The 17,131-nt window shown below is 70.6% G+C and carries 14 protein-coding genes; 7 read left to right on the forward strand and 7 right to left on the reverse strand.

The window, feature by feature from the left end:
* Positions 1-86 precede the first annotated feature (86 nt).
* The gene (locus ACI2L1_RS07230) at positions 87-626 is read left to right on the forward strand and encodes a GNAT family N-acetyltransferase (RefSeq protein WP_404738315.1); all 540 of its coding nucleotides are present in this window, start codon (positions 87-89) and stop codon (positions 624-626) included.
* A 33-nt stretch (positions 627-659) separates the two neighbouring features.
* Here the strand turns inward: ACI2L1_RS07230 and ACI2L1_RS07235 are convergent, their stop codons facing one another.
* Positions 660-2,078 (reverse strand): M1 family metallopeptidase, encoded by a 1,419-nt coding sequence (locus tag ACI2L1_RS07235; RefSeq protein ID WP_404738316.1) that lies wholly within the window; start codon positions 2,076-2,078, stop codon positions 660-662.
* A 41-nt stretch (positions 2,079-2,119) separates the two neighbouring features.
* Between ACI2L1_RS07235 and ACI2L1_RS07240 the strand changes: the two genes are divergently transcribed.
* Positions 2,120-2,620, forward strand: a complete 501-nt coding sequence (locus tag ACI2L1_RS07240; protein WP_404738317.1) for a hypothetical protein — start codon at positions 2,120-2,122, stop codon at positions 2,618-2,620.
* A 72-nt stretch (positions 2,621-2,692) separates the two neighbouring features.
* On the opposite strand, the gene ACI2L1_RS07245 is transcribed toward ACI2L1_RS07240, so the two are convergent.
* Complete coding sequence (locus tag ACI2L1_RS07245) at positions 2,693-3,433, reverse strand: pentapeptide repeat-containing protein (RefSeq protein WP_404738318.1); 741 nt, start codon at positions 3,431-3,433, stop codon at positions 2,693-2,695.
* 130 nt (positions 3,434-3,563) lie between these two features.
* On the opposite strand from ACI2L1_RS07245, the gene ACI2L1_RS07250 reads away from it, so the two are divergent.
* Together ACI2L1_RS07250 and ACI2L1_RS07255 are read left to right on the forward strand one after the other, a co-directional pair.
* Positions 3,564-4,724, forward strand: a complete 1,161-nt coding sequence (locus ACI2L1_RS07250) for an NAD(P)-binding protein (protein ID WP_404738319.1) — start codon at positions 3,564-3,566, stop codon at positions 4,722-4,724.
* Positions 4,725-4,779: 55 nt separating this feature from the next.
* Entirely contained in the window at positions 4,780-5,757 is a 978-nt protein-coding gene (locus ACI2L1_RS07255; protein ID WP_404738320.1) for a zinc-binding dehydrogenase, read from the forward strand.
* 83 nt (positions 5,758-5,840) lie between these two features.
* Here the strand turns inward: ACI2L1_RS07255 and ACI2L1_RS07260 are convergent, their stop codons facing one another.
* The 3 genes from ACI2L1_RS07260 to ACI2L1_RS07270 all read right to left on the reverse strand — a co-directional run bounded on the left by ACI2L1_RS07260 (position 5,841) and on the right by ACI2L1_RS07270 (position 11,298).
* Positions 5,841-9,083 (reverse strand): Tat pathway signal protein, encoded by a 3,243-nt coding sequence (locus tag ACI2L1_RS07260; RefSeq protein ID WP_404738321.1) that lies wholly within the window; start codon positions 9,081-9,083, stop codon positions 5,841-5,843.
* Positions 9,084-9,235: 152 nt separating this feature from the next.
* The gene (locus ACI2L1_RS07265) at positions 9,236-10,633 is read right to left on the reverse strand and encodes an NAD(P)/FAD-dependent oxidoreductase (protein WP_404738322.1); all 1,398 of its coding nucleotides are present in this window, start codon (positions 10,631-10,633) and stop codon (positions 9,236-9,238) included.
* Positions 10,634-10,644: 11 nt separating this feature from the next.
* Entirely contained in the window at positions 10,645-11,298 is a 654-nt protein-coding gene (locus tag ACI2L1_RS07270; protein ID WP_404738323.1) for a rhomboid-like protein, read from the reverse strand.
* Between ACI2L1_RS07270 and ACI2L1_RS07275 the strand changes: the two genes are divergently transcribed.
* From ACI2L1_RS07275 to ACI2L1_RS07285, 3 genes are read left to right on the forward strand one after another with little or no spacing between them, the layout of a single operon-like run.
* On the forward strand, positions 11,297-12,220 hold the full coding sequence (locus ACI2L1_RS07275) for an aminoglycoside phosphotransferase family protein (RefSeq protein ID WP_404738324.1): 924 nt from the start codon (positions 11,297-11,299) through the stop codon (positions 12,218-12,220). The two genes, ACI2L1_RS07270 and ACI2L1_RS07275, sit on opposite strands and share 2 nt — an antisense overlap.
* Positions 12,217-12,699: a GNAT family N-acetyltransferase gene (locus tag ACI2L1_RS07280; protein WP_404738325.1), complete on the forward strand. Its 483-nt coding sequence runs from the start codon at positions 12,217-12,219 to the stop codon at positions 12,697-12,699. Before ACI2L1_RS07275 ends, ACI2L1_RS07280 begins: the two co-directional genes overlap by 4 nt.
* Positions 12,700-12,718: 19 nt before the next feature.
* On the forward strand, positions 12,719-13,798 hold the full coding sequence (locus tag ACI2L1_RS07285; RefSeq protein WP_404738326.1) for a DUF4037 domain-containing protein: 1,080 nt from the start codon (positions 12,719-12,721) through the stop codon (positions 13,796-13,798).
* A 319-nt stretch (positions 13,799-14,117) separates the two neighbouring features.
* On the opposite strand, the gene ACI2L1_RS07290 is transcribed toward ACI2L1_RS07285, so the two are convergent.
* Both ACI2L1_RS07290 and ACI2L1_RS07295 read right to left on the reverse strand, forming a co-directional pair.
* Positions 14,118-15,329, reverse strand: a complete 1,212-nt coding sequence (locus ACI2L1_RS07290) for a glycoside hydrolase family 64 protein (protein WP_404738327.1) — start codon at positions 15,327-15,329, stop codon at positions 14,118-14,120.
* A gap of 157 nt (positions 15,330-15,486) precedes the next feature.
* The gene (locus ACI2L1_RS07295) at positions 15,487-17,127 is read right to left on the reverse strand and encodes a glycosyl hydrolase family 28 protein (protein WP_404738328.1); all 1,641 of its coding nucleotides are present in this window, start codon (positions 17,125-17,127) and stop codon (positions 15,487-15,489) included.
* Positions 17,128-17,131: the final 4 nt, after the last annotated feature.

The raw sequence follows: 17,131 nt of genomic DNA on the forward strand, positions 1-17,131 counted from the left end.
CACCCAGCCACCAGCGCGTCGACGAACCCGATTCGAACCCTCAACGTACGACCGCAGGCCCCACACCCTCAACTACTGTGCCCGATGTGCTCCTCACCCCCCTCACCCTCACGCCCGACCACGACATCCCGGCGCCCCTCCTGACCGAACTCACCGCCCTCTACGCTGCCAACCGCGGCTTCCACGCCCTCAGCGGTGACTTCCCGGACCCCGACGACATCCGTCCGGAGCAGGTGGCGGTCGCGCTGGCCGAGGAGTTGGCGCACCCGGACGCGGAGGTGCTGCTCGCCCGCAGCGAGGGCCGGCTGGTCGGCATCGCGGTCACCCTCGCCCACCACCCCGACCCGGCCGACCCGGACCCGTGGATCGGGCTGCTGATGATCGAGGCGGGCGTGCAGCGGCAAGGCTACGGACGTCGCCTGGCCGGACTCGTCGAGGACCGCTTCCGCACCGAGGGCCGTACCGCCGTACGCCTCGCCGTCCTCGACGGCAACGACCGCGCCCTCGCCTTCTGGACGGCCCTCGGCTACGAGGTGATCGGCCATCGTCCGGACCGCCAACGCGGGCGGCTGTGCACGGTGTTGCGCAAGGTGCTGTCGGGCGGCGGGGGCGGGACGCGCGGCTGACGGGCGGCGCCTGTGGACCCGAGGGCGACGGAATCACGGCCCGGGTTTCGCGGGCTTTCCCTCGCCGTACAGCCAGTCGTCCCAGATCGGGGCGAAGTCCTTGTCGGGGGCCAGCTGTTCGACGTACGACGTGAAGTCGTCGGTGTCCGCGTTGCCGTGGCGGTGGGTGGTGGGCCAGTCGCGGAGCAGGGCGAAGAAGGCGGCGTCGCCGACCGTCTGCCGGATCCGGTGCAGGACCATCGCGCCGCGCAGGTAGACGGGGCTGTCGGAGATGTGCGCGGCGCTTGACGGCTTTCCGGGCGGGAAGTCCCAGAGGTCCTCGTAGTCGTCCTCGCCGTGGTCGTAGAGCGCGTCGAAGGTCTCCTGGGCGCTGTCGCCGCCGTGGTCCTCGGCCCACAGCCACTCGGCGTAGGTCGCGAAGCCCTCGTTGAGCCACATGTCCCGCCAGGTCTTCGGCGTGACCGAGTCGCCGAACCACTGATGGGCGAGTTCGTGGACGAGGGTCCCGGTGTCGGGGGCGCCGGGGAAGAAGGGGCGGTTCTGGGTCTCCAGGGCGTACCCGGCGTCGCCCCGGCGGTCGACGATCGCCCCGGTGGAGGAGAAGGGGTACGGCCCGAAGGTGTCCTGCGCCCACGTCATCACGGCCGGGATCTGCGCCAGCACCTTCCGGCTCGCGTCTGCCTCGGCCGGGTCGACGGCGGTGTGGACGGGCAGGCCGTCGGAGGTGGTGGTGCGGTGGATGTCGTACTCGCCGATCGCGACGGTGGCGAGGTAGCTCGCCATCGGTTCGGCGGTGTGCCAGTGGGATGTCGTACGGCCGCCGGCGGTCCTGCTCGCCGTCAACTCGCCGTTGGAGACGGCCTGGAGTCCCTCGGGCACGGTGATCGTGAGGTCGTAGGACGCCTTGTCGGAGGGGTGGTGGTTGCCGGGGAACCAGGCCATGGAGCCGGTCGGTTCACCGAGGGCCACCGCGCCGTCCTCGGTCTCCATCCAGCCCTCCTCCGAGCCGTCGGGATCGGTGATCGTCTTCGGGGTGCCGGAGTAGCGGACGGTCACTCGGAAGGTGCGGCCCTCGTCGAGGTCGTCGTGCGGGCGTACGGTCAGCTCCTGGCCGGTGCGGTTCCAGCGGGCCGTGTCGCCGCCGACGGTGACCTTCTCGACGTCCAGTCCTTCGAGGTCGAGGTCGAAGGCGGAGAGGTCCTGGGTGGCGCGGGCGGTGAGGGTCGCGGTGCCGGAGAGTCGCGAGGTGTCCGGGTCGTAGGCGAGGTCGAGGCCGTAGTGGGTGACGTCGTAGCCGCCATTGCCCGCCTTCGGGAAGTACGGGTCGCGCAGGCCGGAGCCGCCGGGGGTGCCGTGCACTCCGCCGCCGCACGCGGTGAGGGCGCCGCTCGCGAGGAGCAGGGCGAGACGGGCGAGCAGGGCTGGACGGGCGAGCGGCGCGGATCGGGACACGCGCGCGATCCTATGAGAGGTCGCGTGACACCATCGCGTACGTGCTCGACATCGGCTACGCCCTCTCCAACCGTTTCCCGGACCCGCCGCAGACCGACTACCGCCGCGCGGACGTCCACGCGCTGCGGCACGACCTGTTCTGCGGAGACGTGTATCTCGCGGACACCAAGGAGGACCGGGAACTGTCCACAGCCTGGGGATGGGTGCCGGTGCTCGACTTCGCGTGGGCGCTGTGCGACATCGTGGAACGCCTGGACCGCGACCCGGCGGGCTCCCGCGCCGCCCGCCCCCAGCACGCGGAACTCGACTTCACCGAGTCCACCGACCGCATGCTCTTCGAGCGCCGCTTCGGCTGGGTGGACATCGAGTCCGACTGGATGCCCGCGGAGGAGCCCCCGCTCACCTTCTCCCACGCGGACCTGCGCCGTGAGGCCCGCGACTTCCTGCACGACCTGATCGCCGACCTCGTGGACCTGCACGAGGACCTGGGCGAGAACCCGGCGATCTGGACGCTCCAGGCACGATTCCCGAGGGTGAAGTGACGCTGGATGTGAGCAGGGGAGAGCGGGGTCGGCCCTGCGAGCAGGAGAGCAGGGTTCCGCCCCGTGCCCGTGTCAGCCCTCCGCCCTGATCCCCACCTCCGCCGCCAACGCCGGTGCCAGGTCCAGCAGTTGGGCCGTACTGATCACCGCCCCCGCCAACCGGTCGATCCCCCGCGCGATCTCCAGCGACGCGGCCCCGCGCAGGTCGACGTCCTTGAGGGTGGCCGACGTGAGGTCCGCCCCCTTCAGCGTGCAGTCGACGAACTCGACGCGCTCCAGGCGGGCGCCCCCGAAGTCCGGTTCCACCAGGACGCAGCCCTGGAAGACGACGTCCTTCAGAGTGGCCGTGCGCAGGTTGAGGTAGTCGATCTTGCCGCTGCGGATCAGGACCCGTTCGAGAGCCGCGCCGTGCAGCTGGGTCCCGCCGAGGCGTGCGTCGATCAGCTCGGTGTCACGAAGGGTCGCGCCCGAGAGGTCGGTGCCCACGCCCCGTATGCCGGTGAGGGACGAGTCGAGGAAGCGGGCGTTGCGCAGCCCGGTCTCGTCCAGCGCGCAGCCTCTCAGCGCACAGTCCATGAAGCGGGACCCCGCCCCGTCCTGCCCCACGAAGTCCGCCTCCAGGAACTCCAGGCCGTCGTAGTCCCCGTCCGGCTCCAGGTCCCCTCCCCCGAACGGTTCCAGCGGCGGCAGCCGCACCTCGGGCCGCCGCGCCCCCTTCACCCGCGAACCGCCCGAACCACCCGAGGCGCCCGGTCGACCGACACCACTCGCCCCGCCCGCGCCACCCGCGCCACCCGCCGCTCGCCTCACCATGCCCCCCATCCTGCACCCCACCACTGACAATCCTGCTGACCTGCGAAAACCACCCCCATGTCACATTCCGGTGCCCTCGATCAGTCATACCGAAGAGACGCGCGATCCCGAGGCAGAGGAGACACCGGACATGCACCGCATCACCGTCATCGGCGGCGGCCTCGCCGGACTGACCGCGGCGATCACCGCCGCCGAGGCGGGCGCCAAGGTCACCGTCCACGAGGCCCATCACACGCTCGGCGGCCGGGCGAGGACCGCCGAGGGGCCGTACCGCACGAACGACGGCCCGCACGCCCTCTACAGCGGCGGCCCGCACTGGTCCTGGCTCAGGCAGCGCGACCTCATCGGTCCGCTCGCACCGCTCCCGCCCCTGGAGGCGGCCCGGATGCGACTGCGGCACAGGGGCACGCTCCGCCGCACCCCGCCCTTCGCGATGCTCAAGCTGCTTCGCCGCGGCTCCGGGCAGGCACCGGTCGACGTGGACTTCCTGTCGTGGGCGACCGAGCAGGCGGGCGAGGAGGGCGCCCGGGCCGCCGCGCACTACTCCGCCGTCGCGCTCTTCCACCACGATCCCGGCGCCCTGTCCGCCGCGTTCGTGCAGGAGCGGCTGCGCCGCGCCACCAAGCTGCCGCCCGAGGCCCAGTATCCGCGCGGCGGCTGGGCGACCGTGGTGGACCGGATGGCCGCCCGGGCCTGGAACCTCGGGGTCCGGATGGAGACCCTGGCCCGCGTCGACACCCTGCCCACCGACACCCCCGTCGTCGTCGCCACCTCCCTCGACGCGGCCCGCCGCCTCCTGGGCGACGACTCGCTGACCTGGCCGAGCGGCCGTACGACCCTCGTCGACCTCGCCCTGCGCAGCCGCCGGGGCGATGCGTTCGCCGTCTCCGACCTCGACTCCCCCGGCTGGATCGAACGGTTCACCGCCCAGGACCGCACCCTGGCACCCGCGGGCGAACAGCTCGTCCAGGGGCAGATCCCCATCGCCCCGCACGAGAGCAAAGCCGACGGGGTCGCGCGCGCGGAGCAGTTGCTCGATCTCGCCTTCGAGGGCTGGCGCGAGCGCGTCACCTGGCGGCGCGAGTCCGTGGCGAACGGCCGTACGGGAGCCGTGGACCTGCCCGGCACCAGCTGGCGCGACCGGCCCGCCGTCGACCGGGGTGACGACGTCTATCTCGCGGGCGACCAGGTCGCGGCGCCCGGAGTGCTCTCGGAGGTCTCCTTCAACAGCGCCCTCACCGCCGTGTCACTGGCTCTCGGCCGGAACACCCTTGACCTCAAGCATGCTTGAGGTCGGAGCGTGGGTGTCCTGCCGACCGAGCCCTGCTTACAGAGGGAGTTCCTCCATGCGCGCCATCCGCTTGCACACCTTCGGCCCTGCCGAGAACCTCTCCTACGAGACCGTCGACGACCCGGTCCCGGCCCCCGGCCAGGTCCGTATCACCGTACGAGCGGCGGGAGTCCACCTCCTGGACACCGCCCTGCGCGAGGGGCGGCAGGGGCCGCTGCCCGAGCCGACCGCGCTGCCCACCGTGCCCGGCCGCGAGGTCGCCGGGGTGGTCGAGTCCCTCGGCGAGGGCGTCGCCGGACTGTGGCTCGGCAGGCGCGTGGTCGCCCACCTCGGCTTCGCCCCCGGCGGTTACGCGGAACTGGCCGCCACCGATGTCGACCGCGTCCATGAGATCCCCGAGAACCTGGACTTCGCCCAGGCCGTCGCCATGATCGGGACAGGCCGTACGGCCATGGGCATCGTGCAGTTCGCCGAGCTCGGCCCGGACTCCGTGGCCGTGATCCCGGCGGCGGCCGGAGGCATCGGCACCCTGCTCGTGCAGTACGCGAAGAACGCCGGGGCGGTCGTCATCGGTCTCGCGGGTGGACCGACGAAGACAGCTCGGGTACGGGACAACGGCGCCGACCTCGCCGTCGACTACACCGACTCGTCGTGGCCCGGGAAGGTCCGCGCCTTCCTCGGCGGCCGGGCCGTCACCGTCGTCTTCGACGGCGTCGGCGGGGAGGTGGCCCGCGAGAGCACCGCGCTCCTCGGCCCCGGCGGCCGGCACATCGTCTTCGGCTGGTCCGGCGAGGGCATCCACGACGGGCAGCCGTATCTCGTCGAGGGTGTCTCCGAGCAGGTCCTCGGGCCCGTGATGCTGCAAAAGGCGGGCCCCGACCCCGTCCGCACCCTGGAGCTGCGCGCCCTCGCCGAGGCCGCGGCGGGCCGTCTCACCCCCGCCGTTCAGCGCTTCCCGCTCGCCGAGGCCGCCGCCGCGCACCGGGCGCTGGAAACGCGCGGCACCACCGGAAAGGTGGTCCTGGAGCCCTGACCCGCCTGGAGCCCTGACCCGCCCAGCTGCGACGCGCATGAAAAGAGGGGGCGGCCCCAGGCCGCCCCCCTGCCACGCACGACCTACTTGACGACCGCCTTCGTCGCCTTGCTCACCGCCGACCCGTCCTTGTGACCGGTCCGGTGCGCGACCACCTTCACGGTGATCTTCTTGCCCTTCTGAGCGGTCTTCAGCACCAGCGAGGACTTGGTGGCCCCGCTGATCGCCTTGCCGTTCGCGTACCACTGGTACGAGTACGACGTCGGCGCGGGACTCCACGTCCCCTTCGACGCCTTGAGCGTCCTGCCGACCTTCGCGGTGCCGCTGATCACCGGCGTCTTGGTCGCCTTGGGCGCGTCGCCCTTGGCCACGGTCACCGCGCCCGAGGTCGCCGTACCGCTCTTCCAGCCGCTCCTGACGGCGGTGACGGTCACGGTGAGCTTCTTGCCCACCACCGAGGCGGCGACGGTGTAGGTGCTCGCCGTGGCCCCGCTGATCGCCTTGCCGTCCGCCTTCCACTGGTACGTGTACGACGTCGGGGCGGCCGACCAACTGCCGGGCACCGCCGTCACCTTGGCGCCGGTCTTGGCCGTCCCGGTGATCTTGGGTGCGGCCGTGCTGGTGAGCTGGGGCTCGGTGACGGTGAAGGTGCCGCGCGGGAACTCGTAGCCGCCCGCGAGCACACTCACGTTCCAGGTGCCGGCGGCCACGCCCGTCAGGTCCAGGGTCGCGGTCAGGGTCCGGTTGTCGGCGGAGACCGAGTCCGCGGTGGCCGTCACGGTCTTGCCGCTCAGGCTCAGCCGTACCGTGGCGCTCACCGGCAGCGCGGTGCCGGTCACCGTGAGGGTGACCTTGCTCCCGGCGACCCCGGTGGCGGGGCTCACCGCGGTGACGCCCACCTTGTCCGGGCCGCACAGCGTGCTCGTGCACGCCAGCTTGGCGCTGTACGACGTACTGGACGCCTTCTCCGGCAGACCGAGCACCAGCACACTCGGGCTCGCCGCCGAGGAGGAGCCGCCCGCCGCGCACTGCCAGCCGGACGGTATGTACAGCGAACAGCCGTTGTTCCAGGACTTGTTGTAGAGCGCGGGCACCGCCGTGGCGGTCGCACCGGTGGTGTCCGTGATCGCCATGTCGAAGCGGTCCAACCCGGCCGTCGGCAGCACCGCGCACACCGCGCTGTGCTGCTCGTCGAGGGTCCCGGTGACCGGCCCGTAGCCGTACGACACCGACGGCACCCTGGAGCACTCCGCCGCCGGACCGTCCGCCGTCGCGATGCGCAGGGCGTCGAGGTGGTACTCGGGCGCCGCCTGCAGCGTGGCCGGGGTCTGCACGATGACCTGATGGGTGGTGGACCCGGTGACCGCGCAGGAACGGTTGCGGAAGGAGCACTCGGCGGTGCCGTCACCGCCGAACACGGCGATGTTGGCGGTGCCCAGCGCGTCCCGCACGTCGAGGTGCAGGACATCGGTGGCGGCGTCGGTGGTGACCTGGTGGCAGGTCACGGTGCCCGGCTCGGCGGCCGCGCCGGTCACGGACGGGCCACCGACCTTCGTCGCGGCGGTCTTCGCACAGCCCGCCGAGGCGGCGCTCGCGGTGACGTCCCGCCGGGTCAGCGTGTAGTCGGCGGCCAGGTCGCGGCCGGTGACCAGCACGGTGTGGGCCTGGCCCGGGGTCAGCGCGCAGACCGTCCAGCCGTTGAGCGCGGCGGAGCGTTCGCAGACCTTCCGGCCGTCGGCGTCCAGGACGGAGAACTTTGCCGGTGTCCCGCCGGAGGTGTTGACCAGCTGGAGGAGCTCCGCGCCGGTGTGCGTGTCGGCCGGGATGGTCAGGCAGCCCGAGAAGACGCCGTCACCGGTGCTCAGCGTGGCCTTCGCGCCGTCGGCCGAGAAGCTGCCGGCCGGCAGGACCGGACAGTCGCTCGCGGCGTCGGTGCGGTGGAAGGCGATCGTGTACGGGCCCGTCGCGTCGTCGCCGACGTCGTCGGTGTGGACCAGCGCCCGGTAGGGGGCCGTACCGGTCAGCGCGCAGTCGCCGTCGGCCAGTTCGGTGTCCGTGCACTGCGCGCTGCCGTCCGCGTCGTAGACCGCCACCTCGGCGTCCACGCCGGACGCTCCGATCGGGGTGAGCGCGGCGATGTGGGCGCCCTGCGGGACGTTGAGCGTCAGGCAGTCGTACTGCCCTACCGTGCTCAACTCCCCTTGGAAGACGCCCGTGTCGGCCGTCGCACACCCGGCGTCGGAGGCACGGTCGAACAGGAGCAGGTCGTCCGGCTCACCGTCCTCGTAGAGGAAGGGGTAGGCGCCGTCGAGAACCGCCGTATAGGTGCCCGCGGCCGACAGCCGGCACGGATCGCTCTCCCGGCAGACGATCTTCCCGTCGGTGTCGTACACCCGGACCGCGGCCGCGGAGTAGACGTCCGCGGAGTGCGCGAGGTAGCTGCCCGCCTTGTCGACGGTGAAGGTGAAGCAGGGGTTGGTGCCGTACTCCAGGCCGGTCAGCGCCCCGAAGGGCCGCACGGACGCGGTACGGCAGCCCTGCGGGTCGGACAGCGACCGCACCTTGACCGCGTACTCGGCGGGGTAGCCCCGCTCCGCGTACCGCACCTGCGAGATCTCCCGGTACGGGCCGTCCCCGGGCAGCACACAGCTGCGGGTGTCCTCGTCGTCCTCGGTGACGCGCGGGCAGATCCAGGCACCGGTCGAGTCGGTGATCCGGGCGAGGGTGTCGCCGTAGTACTTCGTGCCCTGAGTGAGACGGACCCGCTCGCCCGCCGTGCCCTCGAAGGCCTGGCAGTCGATCTCCAGTTCACCCGCGGAGGTCCGGCTGACCGGGTCGAGGTCCCAGCCCGTGCCGACGGAGTCGTAGCAGCCCGGGGTGTCCGCGCCGAGCGGCACGACGGTGAACGAGGTCTGCGCCTCCACCCAGCCACTGTTGACGATCCTGAGCGTGTAGGTGCCGGCCGTGGGCACCTGACACATGCCGCTCTGGCCGGACCGCTCGTCGTAGCAGTCGACTTCGGTGCCGTCGGCGGCCGAAACCTGCGCGTACGTCTCGCTGTTGTCGTCCGACACCAGATACAGGCCCGCCGCCGGTGCGGTCAGCGTGAAGCAACTGCTGCCCTCGATCGGCGAGGTGGCCTTGTTCACCGCGTCCCCGGGGTCACCGAAGGACGCGAGGGCGAGCGGTGCGCACTCCTCGTCGGCGGCGACGGCCGTACTCGCCCCCGTCAAGCTCAACAGCGAGGCCAGCAGGGCGAAGAGAGCGGCAAGGACAGCCGCCCGTCCGCGTCTGCGCGCAGGCGGACAGGAGTCGTCGTCAGGCAAAGGATCCCCCCTGGATCAATCCTGGATCAGTAAACGATGAGGCGATAGTGACACAGGGGTCCGACAACGCACCGTGAGTTATCCACAGGCGCAGAAAGCGTTATCCGATCAATGCCGTCCGGCGATCCCGCCCGTGCCCACCGGCAACCCCGTCAATGCCGACCGGCGACCCGATCGGCCCACCGCGCCAGCCGGGACGACTCCGCGCTGTGACTCGTCAGCTCCCGCCGGTCCGCTGTGCGATACGTGGCGTACATGCCCCGCACCCCCAGCCACCGCAGCGGCTCCGGCTCCCACTTGCGCACCTTGTGCCCGGCCCACGGCAGTTCCGTCAGCTCGGTCCGGCCGCCCTGTCCGGAGTCCTGCTGGACCAGGTCGCGCAGGGTCCGGGCGGCGAGGTTGGCGGTCGCGACGCCCGAGCCGACGTAGCCGCCCGCCCAGCCGATGCCCGTCGAACGGTCCAGCGTCACCGTGGCGCACCAGTCCCGCGGCACCCCCAGCACCCCCGACCACGCGTGCGCGATCCGCACGCCGGCCAGCATCGGGAAGAAGCCCACCAGGATCTCCCGCAGTGCCTCGACCGTCGCGGGCTGCGTCCGCCCGTCGTTGTCGGTGCGCGACCCGAAGCGGTACGGCACCCCGCGCCCGCCCAGCGCGATCCGCCCGTCGGCGGTGCGCTGCGCGTACATATAGGCGTGCGCCATGTCCCCCAGCGTCTGGAGACCCTCCCAGCCGATCGCCGCCCACTGCTCGCCGGTCAGCGGCTCGGTGGCGATCATCGAGGAGTTCATCGGCAGCCAGGTCCGCTTCTGCCCCTTCAACGCGGCCGTGAAGCCCTCCGTGCAGCGCAGGACATAGGGCGCGCGGACGGTGCCGTACGGCGTGACCGCGTGCTTGGGCCGGATCTCCGTCACCGGAGTCTGCTCGTGGATGATCACGCCCAACGCCTCGACGGCCGCCGCGAGCCCCTTCACCAGCTTCACCGGCTGCACCCGCGCCCCGTGCGGAGTCCACGACGACCCGACCGCGTCCGCGACCCGGATCCGCTCGGCCGTCTCCCGGGCGCCGTACAGCTCACGGTCCTTCTCGCCGTACGACAGCTCGTGCTCGTGGAAGGCCCTCAGCCGCGCCAACTGCGCGGGCGTACGGGCGACTTCGAGGACACCTCCCTTGTGGAGCCCGGCATCGAAGCCCTCCTCGCCGACGGCCCTCACGACCTCGTCGACGGTGTCGTTCATGGCCTTCTGCAGCCGTACGGCGGCCTCGTGGCCGTGCAGCTTCGCGTACCGGTCGCGGCCCGCGAGGCCGTTGTACAGCCAGCCACCGTTGCGCCCGGAGGCGCCGTAGCCGCAGAACTTCTGCTCCAGGACGGTGATCCGCAGAAAGGGCACGGCCTTCTTCAGGTAGTACGCCGTCCACAGTCCCGTGTAGCCGCCTCCGACGATCACCACGTCCGCCGACGCGTCACCGCCGAGCGGCTCCCGCACCTCGGGAAAGCCGTCGTCCGCGTACCAGAAGGAGACGCCGCCGTTCACGACACTGCTGCTCATGGCCTGGGACGTTAGCCCGCCGACGCGGTAGCTGTCTCCTTCGGATTCCGTGTTCTTTCCCGCCCCCTGACCAACGGATAGCACCCGAACCCGATCAGTACGGAGGTGAAGTGGCCGAGGTCGGTGAAGGCCCGCCCGGTCACCAGCGGCACCGTGTACACGACGAGAACGGCGAACCCGTAGCCGTACCGCCAGGGCGCCGGAATCCGGTACACCAGCACCGCGATCACCCCGGCCAGCGCGTAACTCACCCCGATGTCCAGCGTGTTGACCGACGACGCGGGCGCCATCCCGTGCCGGATCCCCCACAGCAGCGCCCCCTCGCTGATCAGCGTGGCCAGCACATGCGCCGCCGCGCACACCGCCAGCCAGCGCGCCGTGCCCAGCCACCGCTCGGCCGGCGCGTGGAAGAGGGAGTAGAGGACGACGTACGGCAGCCAGTGCCCGCTGTCGATCCACATCGCGCTGGCGACCAGCACCCGCAGCGGATTGCTCGACAACTCATGGATGTTGGTCGAACGCTGCCGTAGGAACTCCTCCTCGAACTCCGGCGACATGTGGTGCAACGCCACCGTCGTCACGAAGAGGACCGCCAGCCACACATAGGTGCCGGGGGCGCTGCGGACGTACGCCCGCACCCTGTGGACACCCCGGTTAATTCGCATGAGGCGATTCACGCACGCGAGTAGGGTCCGGCACGTGATCGACATCCCGGCGGAACTGGCGGCGACACAGGAGCTTCACAACGGCGACAAAGGACGGGAGTTCATCGCCGGACTGCCCGCGCTCGTCGCCGAGTTCCTGGAGCGCTGGCAGCTCAGACCGGACGGCTCGCCCATGCACGGGGTCACCGCACTGGTCCTGCCGGTCGTCCTGAACGACGGCACCCCGGCGGTCCTGAAGCTGCAACTCCGCGACGAGGAGAGCGCCGGCGAGCCCGTCGCCCTGCGCGTCTGGGACGGCGACGGCGCGGTCCGCCTCCTCGACCACGACCCGGTCACCCACACCATGCTCCTGGAACGCCTCGACTCCACCCGCATGCTGTCCGCCCTGCCCGACACCCGCGAGGCCGTCCTCGTCATCGCCGGACTGCTCGCCCACCTGACCGCGGGGCCCGCCCCCACCGGGATGCGTCGACTCGGCGACATCGCGCGGGCCATGAGGGACGAGACCCCGGCAGCCCTGAAGCGAATCCCCGATCCGCAGAGCCGCCGCCTGGTCGCCGACTGCGCGGCCGCCGTACGCGAAGTCGCCGACGAACCCGGCGACCGACTCCTGCACTGGGACCTGCACTACGACAACGTCCTCGCCTCCGACCGCGCCCCCTGGCTCGCCATCGACCCCAAACCCCTCGCCGGCGACCCCGGGTTCGAACTCTGGCCCGCCCTCGACAACCGCTTCGACGCCGACGAGATCACCTGGCGCTTCGACGCCATGACCGACGTACTCGGCCTGGACCGCGCACGCGCGCGTGCCTGGACCCTGGGACGACTCCTCCAGAACGCCATCTGGGACAGCCGCCCCCTGGCACCCCACCATGTCGAGATCGCCCACCGCCTGCGCACCCACCGGAGCCGACAACCGTGATTCGCCCCGCAACTCCCGCCGACGTCCCGGTCATCCACACCCTGATCCGCGAACTCGCCGACTACGAAAAGGCGCTGGACGAGGTCCGCGCGACCGAGGAACAGCTCCACGAGGCGTTGTTCGGCACCCACCCCGCCGCCCACGCCCACGTGGCGACCGACTCCACGGACTCGGTGATCGGCTACGCCATCTGGTTCCTCAACTTCTCCACCTGGCGCGGCGTCCACGGCATCCACCTGGAGGACCTCTACGTCCGCCCCGGCGCCCGCGGCGGCGGCCACGGCAAGGCACTCCTCACCGAACTCGCCCGCATCTGCGTCGAACGCGGCTACCAGCGCCTGGAATGGTCCGTCCTGAACTGGAACACCCCTGCGATCGACTTCTACGAGTCCCTCGGCGCCCGTCCCCAGGACGAGTGGACGGTGTACCGCCTGACCGACGAGGCCCTCGTGAAGGTCTCGCGCATGCCGACTCACTGAATGGGCACGGCTCACTGACATGAGCATCACCCGCCCCGGCACCCCCGCCTTCCTCCCCGGCCTCGAACTCTCCCGCCGCTTCTACGCCGAAGCCGTGGGCCCCTTACTGGAGGAGGCCGCCCCCGGCATCCCCCACACCGCCGCGCGCATCGGCCCGGGCTCCGAGGTCCTCGGCTACGACACCCCGCGTTCCGCCGACCACGAATGGGGCCCGCGCCTCCAGGTCTTCCTCCGCTCCCGGGACGTCTCCCGCCACGCGGGTCGTATCAGACACGTCCTCGCCCAGCACCTCCCGAAGACCTTCCACGGCTATCCCACGAACTTCGCCCCGACCGGCGAGACCCGCGACATCCGCGTCATGCGCGCCACCGCGGGACCCGTCCACCACCGCGTCGAGATCACCCACGTCTCCTCCTGGTTCACCGACACCCTCGGCTTCGACCCGACGTCCGCCATCACCGCCGCCGACTGGCTCGGCACCCCCACCCAACGCCTCGCCGAGATCACCGCCGGAGCCGTCTTCCACGACGGCCTGCACGCCCTGGCCCCCGCCCGCGCCGCCCTGCGCTGGTACCCCCACGACCTGTGGCTCTATGTCCTGGCCTGCCAGTGGCAGCGCATCGCCCACGAGGAGGCCTTCGTCGGCCGCTGCGGCGAGGTCGGCGACGAACTCGGCTCGGCCGTCGTCGCCGCCCGCCTGGCCCGCGACCTGATGCGCCTGTGCCTCCTCATGGACCGCCGCTACCCGCCGTACGGCAAATGGCTCGGCAGCGCCTTCGCCCGCACCTCGGCGGGCGACCGCCTCACCCCGGTCCTCACAGCAGCCCTGACGGCAACGGACTGGCGAACCCGCGAGACCCATCTCGCCGCGGCCTACGAGACGGTCGCCGGCCTGCACAACCAGCTCCGCCTCACGGACCGGATCGACCCCACGACCCGCCCGTACCACTCCCGCCCCTTCCGCGTCCTGCGCGCGGACCGCTTCGCGGCGGCGCTGATGGCCCGCGTCTCGGACCGGGCGATCCGACAGCTGCCCTTGCCGGGGCCTGCGGACACGGAGCCGGAGAACATGCGCGGGGCCCGGCCGGAGCGGGTCTGACGGTCTCGCGCCCATATGCCGACACGGGGGGGGACTCACACTCACGGGGAGACTCACACTTATGAACGCACCGCCATCGCGCACCGGAGCAGAACGCCCCACCACCTCAGCCATCCTGATCGGCGCCCTCGCACCCCTGACCCGGCCCGGCTGGGTCGAGGCGCTGGGGCGTACGCCCGGGGGGCGTGTGCTGACGACCCGCGGTCCCCGGAACGTGTCCACCAGACACAGCGAAACGCGGTCAGGGGCCCACTCTCGTGGGCCCCTGACCGCGTGTTCGTCGTGCCACCGTCAGGGGAAAGAGCCGGCGGGGCCGCGGCTAGTTGAAGGGATCGAGGGTCAGGTATGCCGTCTGCGGGTTGGAGTCGCTGACCAGGGACTCGAAGTTGCCGACGTCGTCGAAGGCGAAACCGTAGGCTTTGCCGTCGGCCATCTGGGCGTGGATCTTGCGGGAGTAGTGGTTGGTGACCACATCCTTGTAGAAGTCGGCTGAATTGTTGTCAGGCTGGTTGCTGCTGGTGAGCAGGGTGGAGCGGTTGAAGCCGGCGCACAGGGTGCGGGAGATGGCCCCACGAACGCGGTCGTTGGGGGCGTCGAGGAGCTTGTGGCAGCCGAAGATGCTGTCGGTGTCCGGCTTCTGGAAGCTGGTGACGACCGCGCCCGAACCGTCGGTGAAGTTCATGGTGTTGCCCGACACCCGGCCGTAGAACTTGTTGTTGGGCTCGTTGGCGAAGGGCGTCACGGTCAGGGTCGAGGTGCTGTACTTCTGCCAGACCCGGTTGACGTAGTCGTCCATGGTCGAGGCGGGCAGCGCGCCGGTCTCCAGACCGTGGGCGGGCGAGAGGGCGCGCAGGATGGTGCCGTCGGAGCGGGTCTGGATGAGGTTGCCCCAGCCGCCGGGCTGGCCCTTGAGGGCGTTGAAGAAGTTGTTGTAGCCGCCGGGCTTGAGGTGGCCGGTGTTCTTGACGGTGCCGGAGGTGTTCTTCACACCGACCGCGTACGGGGCGGAGAACATGTCGACCTGCGTGCTGTTGATGTACAGGCCGGTGTCGTCCAGCGTGTACTCCGACCAGTTGAACAGGATGTTGCGGTTGGGGTCGGAGGGATTCTGCACCGCCGGCTGCACCAGGCCGCCCGAGGCCAGCCTGAAGTCCAGCTTCTGGCCGAAGGAGAAGTAGATGCGGCCGGAGAAGCGCGGAATGTTGATCGTCATGGTCTGGCCGTTGGCGGGACCGGGGATGGACGCGTCGGGTGCCGGGATGGGGGGAATGGAGCCCGTCGGCCACTGGTGGAACGTTCCGCTCGCGTCGGCCCAGCCCTGCGGGTTGGGATTGACGGTGAGCAGGCTACCGAGGTTGTAGATGTACAACGGGTCCGTACGGCCGGAGTTGTTGCTGATGGTGAGCTGGAGAGTGCTGGGCACGGCGGCCTGCGCGTCCGCACCTCCGGGCGTGAGGGCCGGCCACGCGGTCAGGACCAGCGCAGCGGCCACTGCGGCCATCGTTCTGCGGAGTATGACGGGGGTTCTCATGGGTTCTCCTCGGTTTCTGGTGGGGATCACGCCGCGCCGTGCGCCGTCAGTCGGTGAGGACCGGGCCGGAGACCCGGCCGAAGCCCATCCGGCTGCCGTGGGTGTGTGCGCAGCGGCGCGGTGGCAGGTGGGAGATCGACACTCGAGCAGTACGCGTCTACGGCGTGATCGTGACGGGGCCGTAGTCCGAGAGGTTGGTGAGATTCATCTGACCGAGCGTGGTCGCGGCGGTGGTGCTTGTCGGCATCACGATGTTGTTCAGGGTGACCCCGGTGATGGGGGCACCGGGCTGGCCGTTGATGCGCGCGGCCGTGGTACCGGCGTTGCGGACCTTTACGTTCGAGATGCTGACACCCGTGACCGGACCGACGCCCTGGGTGTTTCCGGTCATCAGCGCCAGCCACGTCCGGTTGCCGTCGTTGGTGAAGTCCAGCCGCTCGATGTCGATGTCGTCGAAGCGGATGTTCGTGGCGCTCGACGCTCCGTACTTGTGGTGGACGCCGATGCCAACGGCGGCGTCGTAGACGACGACGTGCTTGAACGTGACGTCGTCCTGCGGCTGGATGACGCCCTGGCCCGCCTTGACTCCGTAGCAGTAGGTCCAGGAGACGAGGTCGTCGAAGGTGACGTTCTTCAACGGGCGTGCGGTGCCGGGGACGGACTTGTAGATGTCGGCGACGTCGCCCCAGGTCTTGGTGCTGAACGGGTCGTCGAGACCGATGCCGATCGCGTGGGTGACGGTGACGTTCGTGGACTCGGTGACGTCGATCCCGTCGTTCTCGCCCATGTCGAACCTGTTGAAGAACTTGACGTTGCGGAACGTCAGATTCGAGGAACGCAAGGGGATGACCGCCCAGCTGCTCGACTCCCGGAACGTGATGCCGTCGACCGTGAATCCGTCGGTGTAGATGGGCATGAGGAGATTCACGCCCAGGTTGCTGGGCTTGAGCGAGGCCGCTCCGTTGCCGTCGATGATCCCCCGGCCGTAGATCTTGATGTTCGACGACGAATAGCGGGTGGAGATGAACCAGGTGAGGTCACGCCCCTGGGAGTTCTTGTGCCCGCCCACCACATAGTGGTCGGCCTCTCCGGTGTAGCGGAGCACCGCACCGGGGGCCAGGTAGAGGGCGAGGTTGCTCCGCAGGTACAGGTTGCCCAGCGTGTAGACACCGGCCGGCACGTAGACGATGCCCTGTCCGCCGTTCTTGGTGCCCCACGCGGCGGCGTCGTCCAGTGCGGTCTGGAAGGCCGTCGTGGTGTAGGCGCCGGTGTTCGGCTGCACGTTGTACGGGGCGCTTTGCACGTTGAAGATCCCGGTGCCGCCGGACGACGGACGGCCGGACTCCGCCGGGTCGGCTGCGATCACCAGGTTGGGGCGGCCGTCGAGCTTGACGATCAGGTAGTCGTCGTGCTGCACGGTGAAGGTCAGGGTGGGGCCGCTGACCGCCCCGCTGATGTTCAGCTTTTGCGGACTGATGCTGTACGAGCCGATGTTGGTCTTGTTGGTCTTGGTCACCGCCATGGTGGCGGTACCGCTTCCCAGGGCGAACTGGGCGATGTCGTACCCCGGGTACTTGGTGACGGGGACAGCCGTTCCGTTGACGGTGAGCGTGTAGTCCGTCGACGACGGGTAGATCGACGCGACCGGGTACGCTCCGACGCTCGCCGATGCGGCCTGCACGGGATGCGGAAATCCTGCAAGGGTCGCGACGGCCAGCAGGAGAGCGGTCAGTCCCAGCGCCAGGCTGCGTGCGACACGACGCTCGGCTCCGCCGGTCGCCGTGAACGGTGATCTCATCCGG

This window comes from Streptomyces sp. NPDC019531 (assembly GCF_044903305.1).
In the GTDB taxonomy this organism is placed as follows: domain Bacteria; phylum Actinomycetota; class Actinomycetes; order Streptomycetales; family Streptomycetaceae; genus Streptomyces.

What these genes read in the sequence shown, in the direction of transcription:
- ACI2L1_RS07275 (WP_404738324.1), top strand. Translation starts at nt 11,297, where the DNA reads ATGAGGCGATTCACGCACGCGAGTAGGGTCCGGCACGTGATCGACATC.
- ACI2L1_RS07295 (WP_404738328.1), bottom strand. Translation starts at nt 17,127, where the DNA reads ATGAGATCACCGTTCACGGCGACCGGCGGAGCCGAGCGTCGTGTCGCA.
- ACI2L1_RS07290 (WP_404738327.1), bottom strand. Translation starts at nt 15,329, where the DNA reads ATGAGAACCCCCGTCATACTCCGCAGAACGATGGCCGCAGTGGCCGCT.
- ACI2L1_RS07285 (WP_404738326.1), top strand. Translation starts at nt 12,719, where the DNA reads ATGAGCATCACCCGCCCCGGCACCCCCGCCTTCCTCCCCGGCCTCGAA.
- ACI2L1_RS07250 (WP_404738319.1), top strand. Translation starts at nt 3,564, where the DNA reads ATGCACCGCATCACCGTCATCGGCGGCGGCCTCGCCGGACTGACCGCG.
- ACI2L1_RS07255 (WP_404738320.1), top strand. Translation starts at nt 4,780, where the DNA reads ATGCGCGCCATCCGCTTGCACACCTTCGGCCCTGCCGAGAACCTCTCC.
- ACI2L1_RS07265 (WP_404738322.1), bottom strand. Translation starts at nt 10,633, where the DNA reads ATGAGCAGCAGTGTCGTGAACGGCGGCGTCTCCTTCTGGTACGCGGAC.
- ACI2L1_RS07270 (WP_404738323.1), bottom strand. Translation starts at nt 11,298, where the DNA reads ATGCGAATTAACCGGGGTGTCCACAGGGTGCGGGCGTACGTCCGCAGC.
- ACI2L1_RS07245 (WP_404738318.1), bottom strand. Translation starts at nt 3,433, where the DNA reads ATGGTGAGGCGAGCGGCGGGTGGCGCGGGTGGCGCGGGCGGGGCGAGT.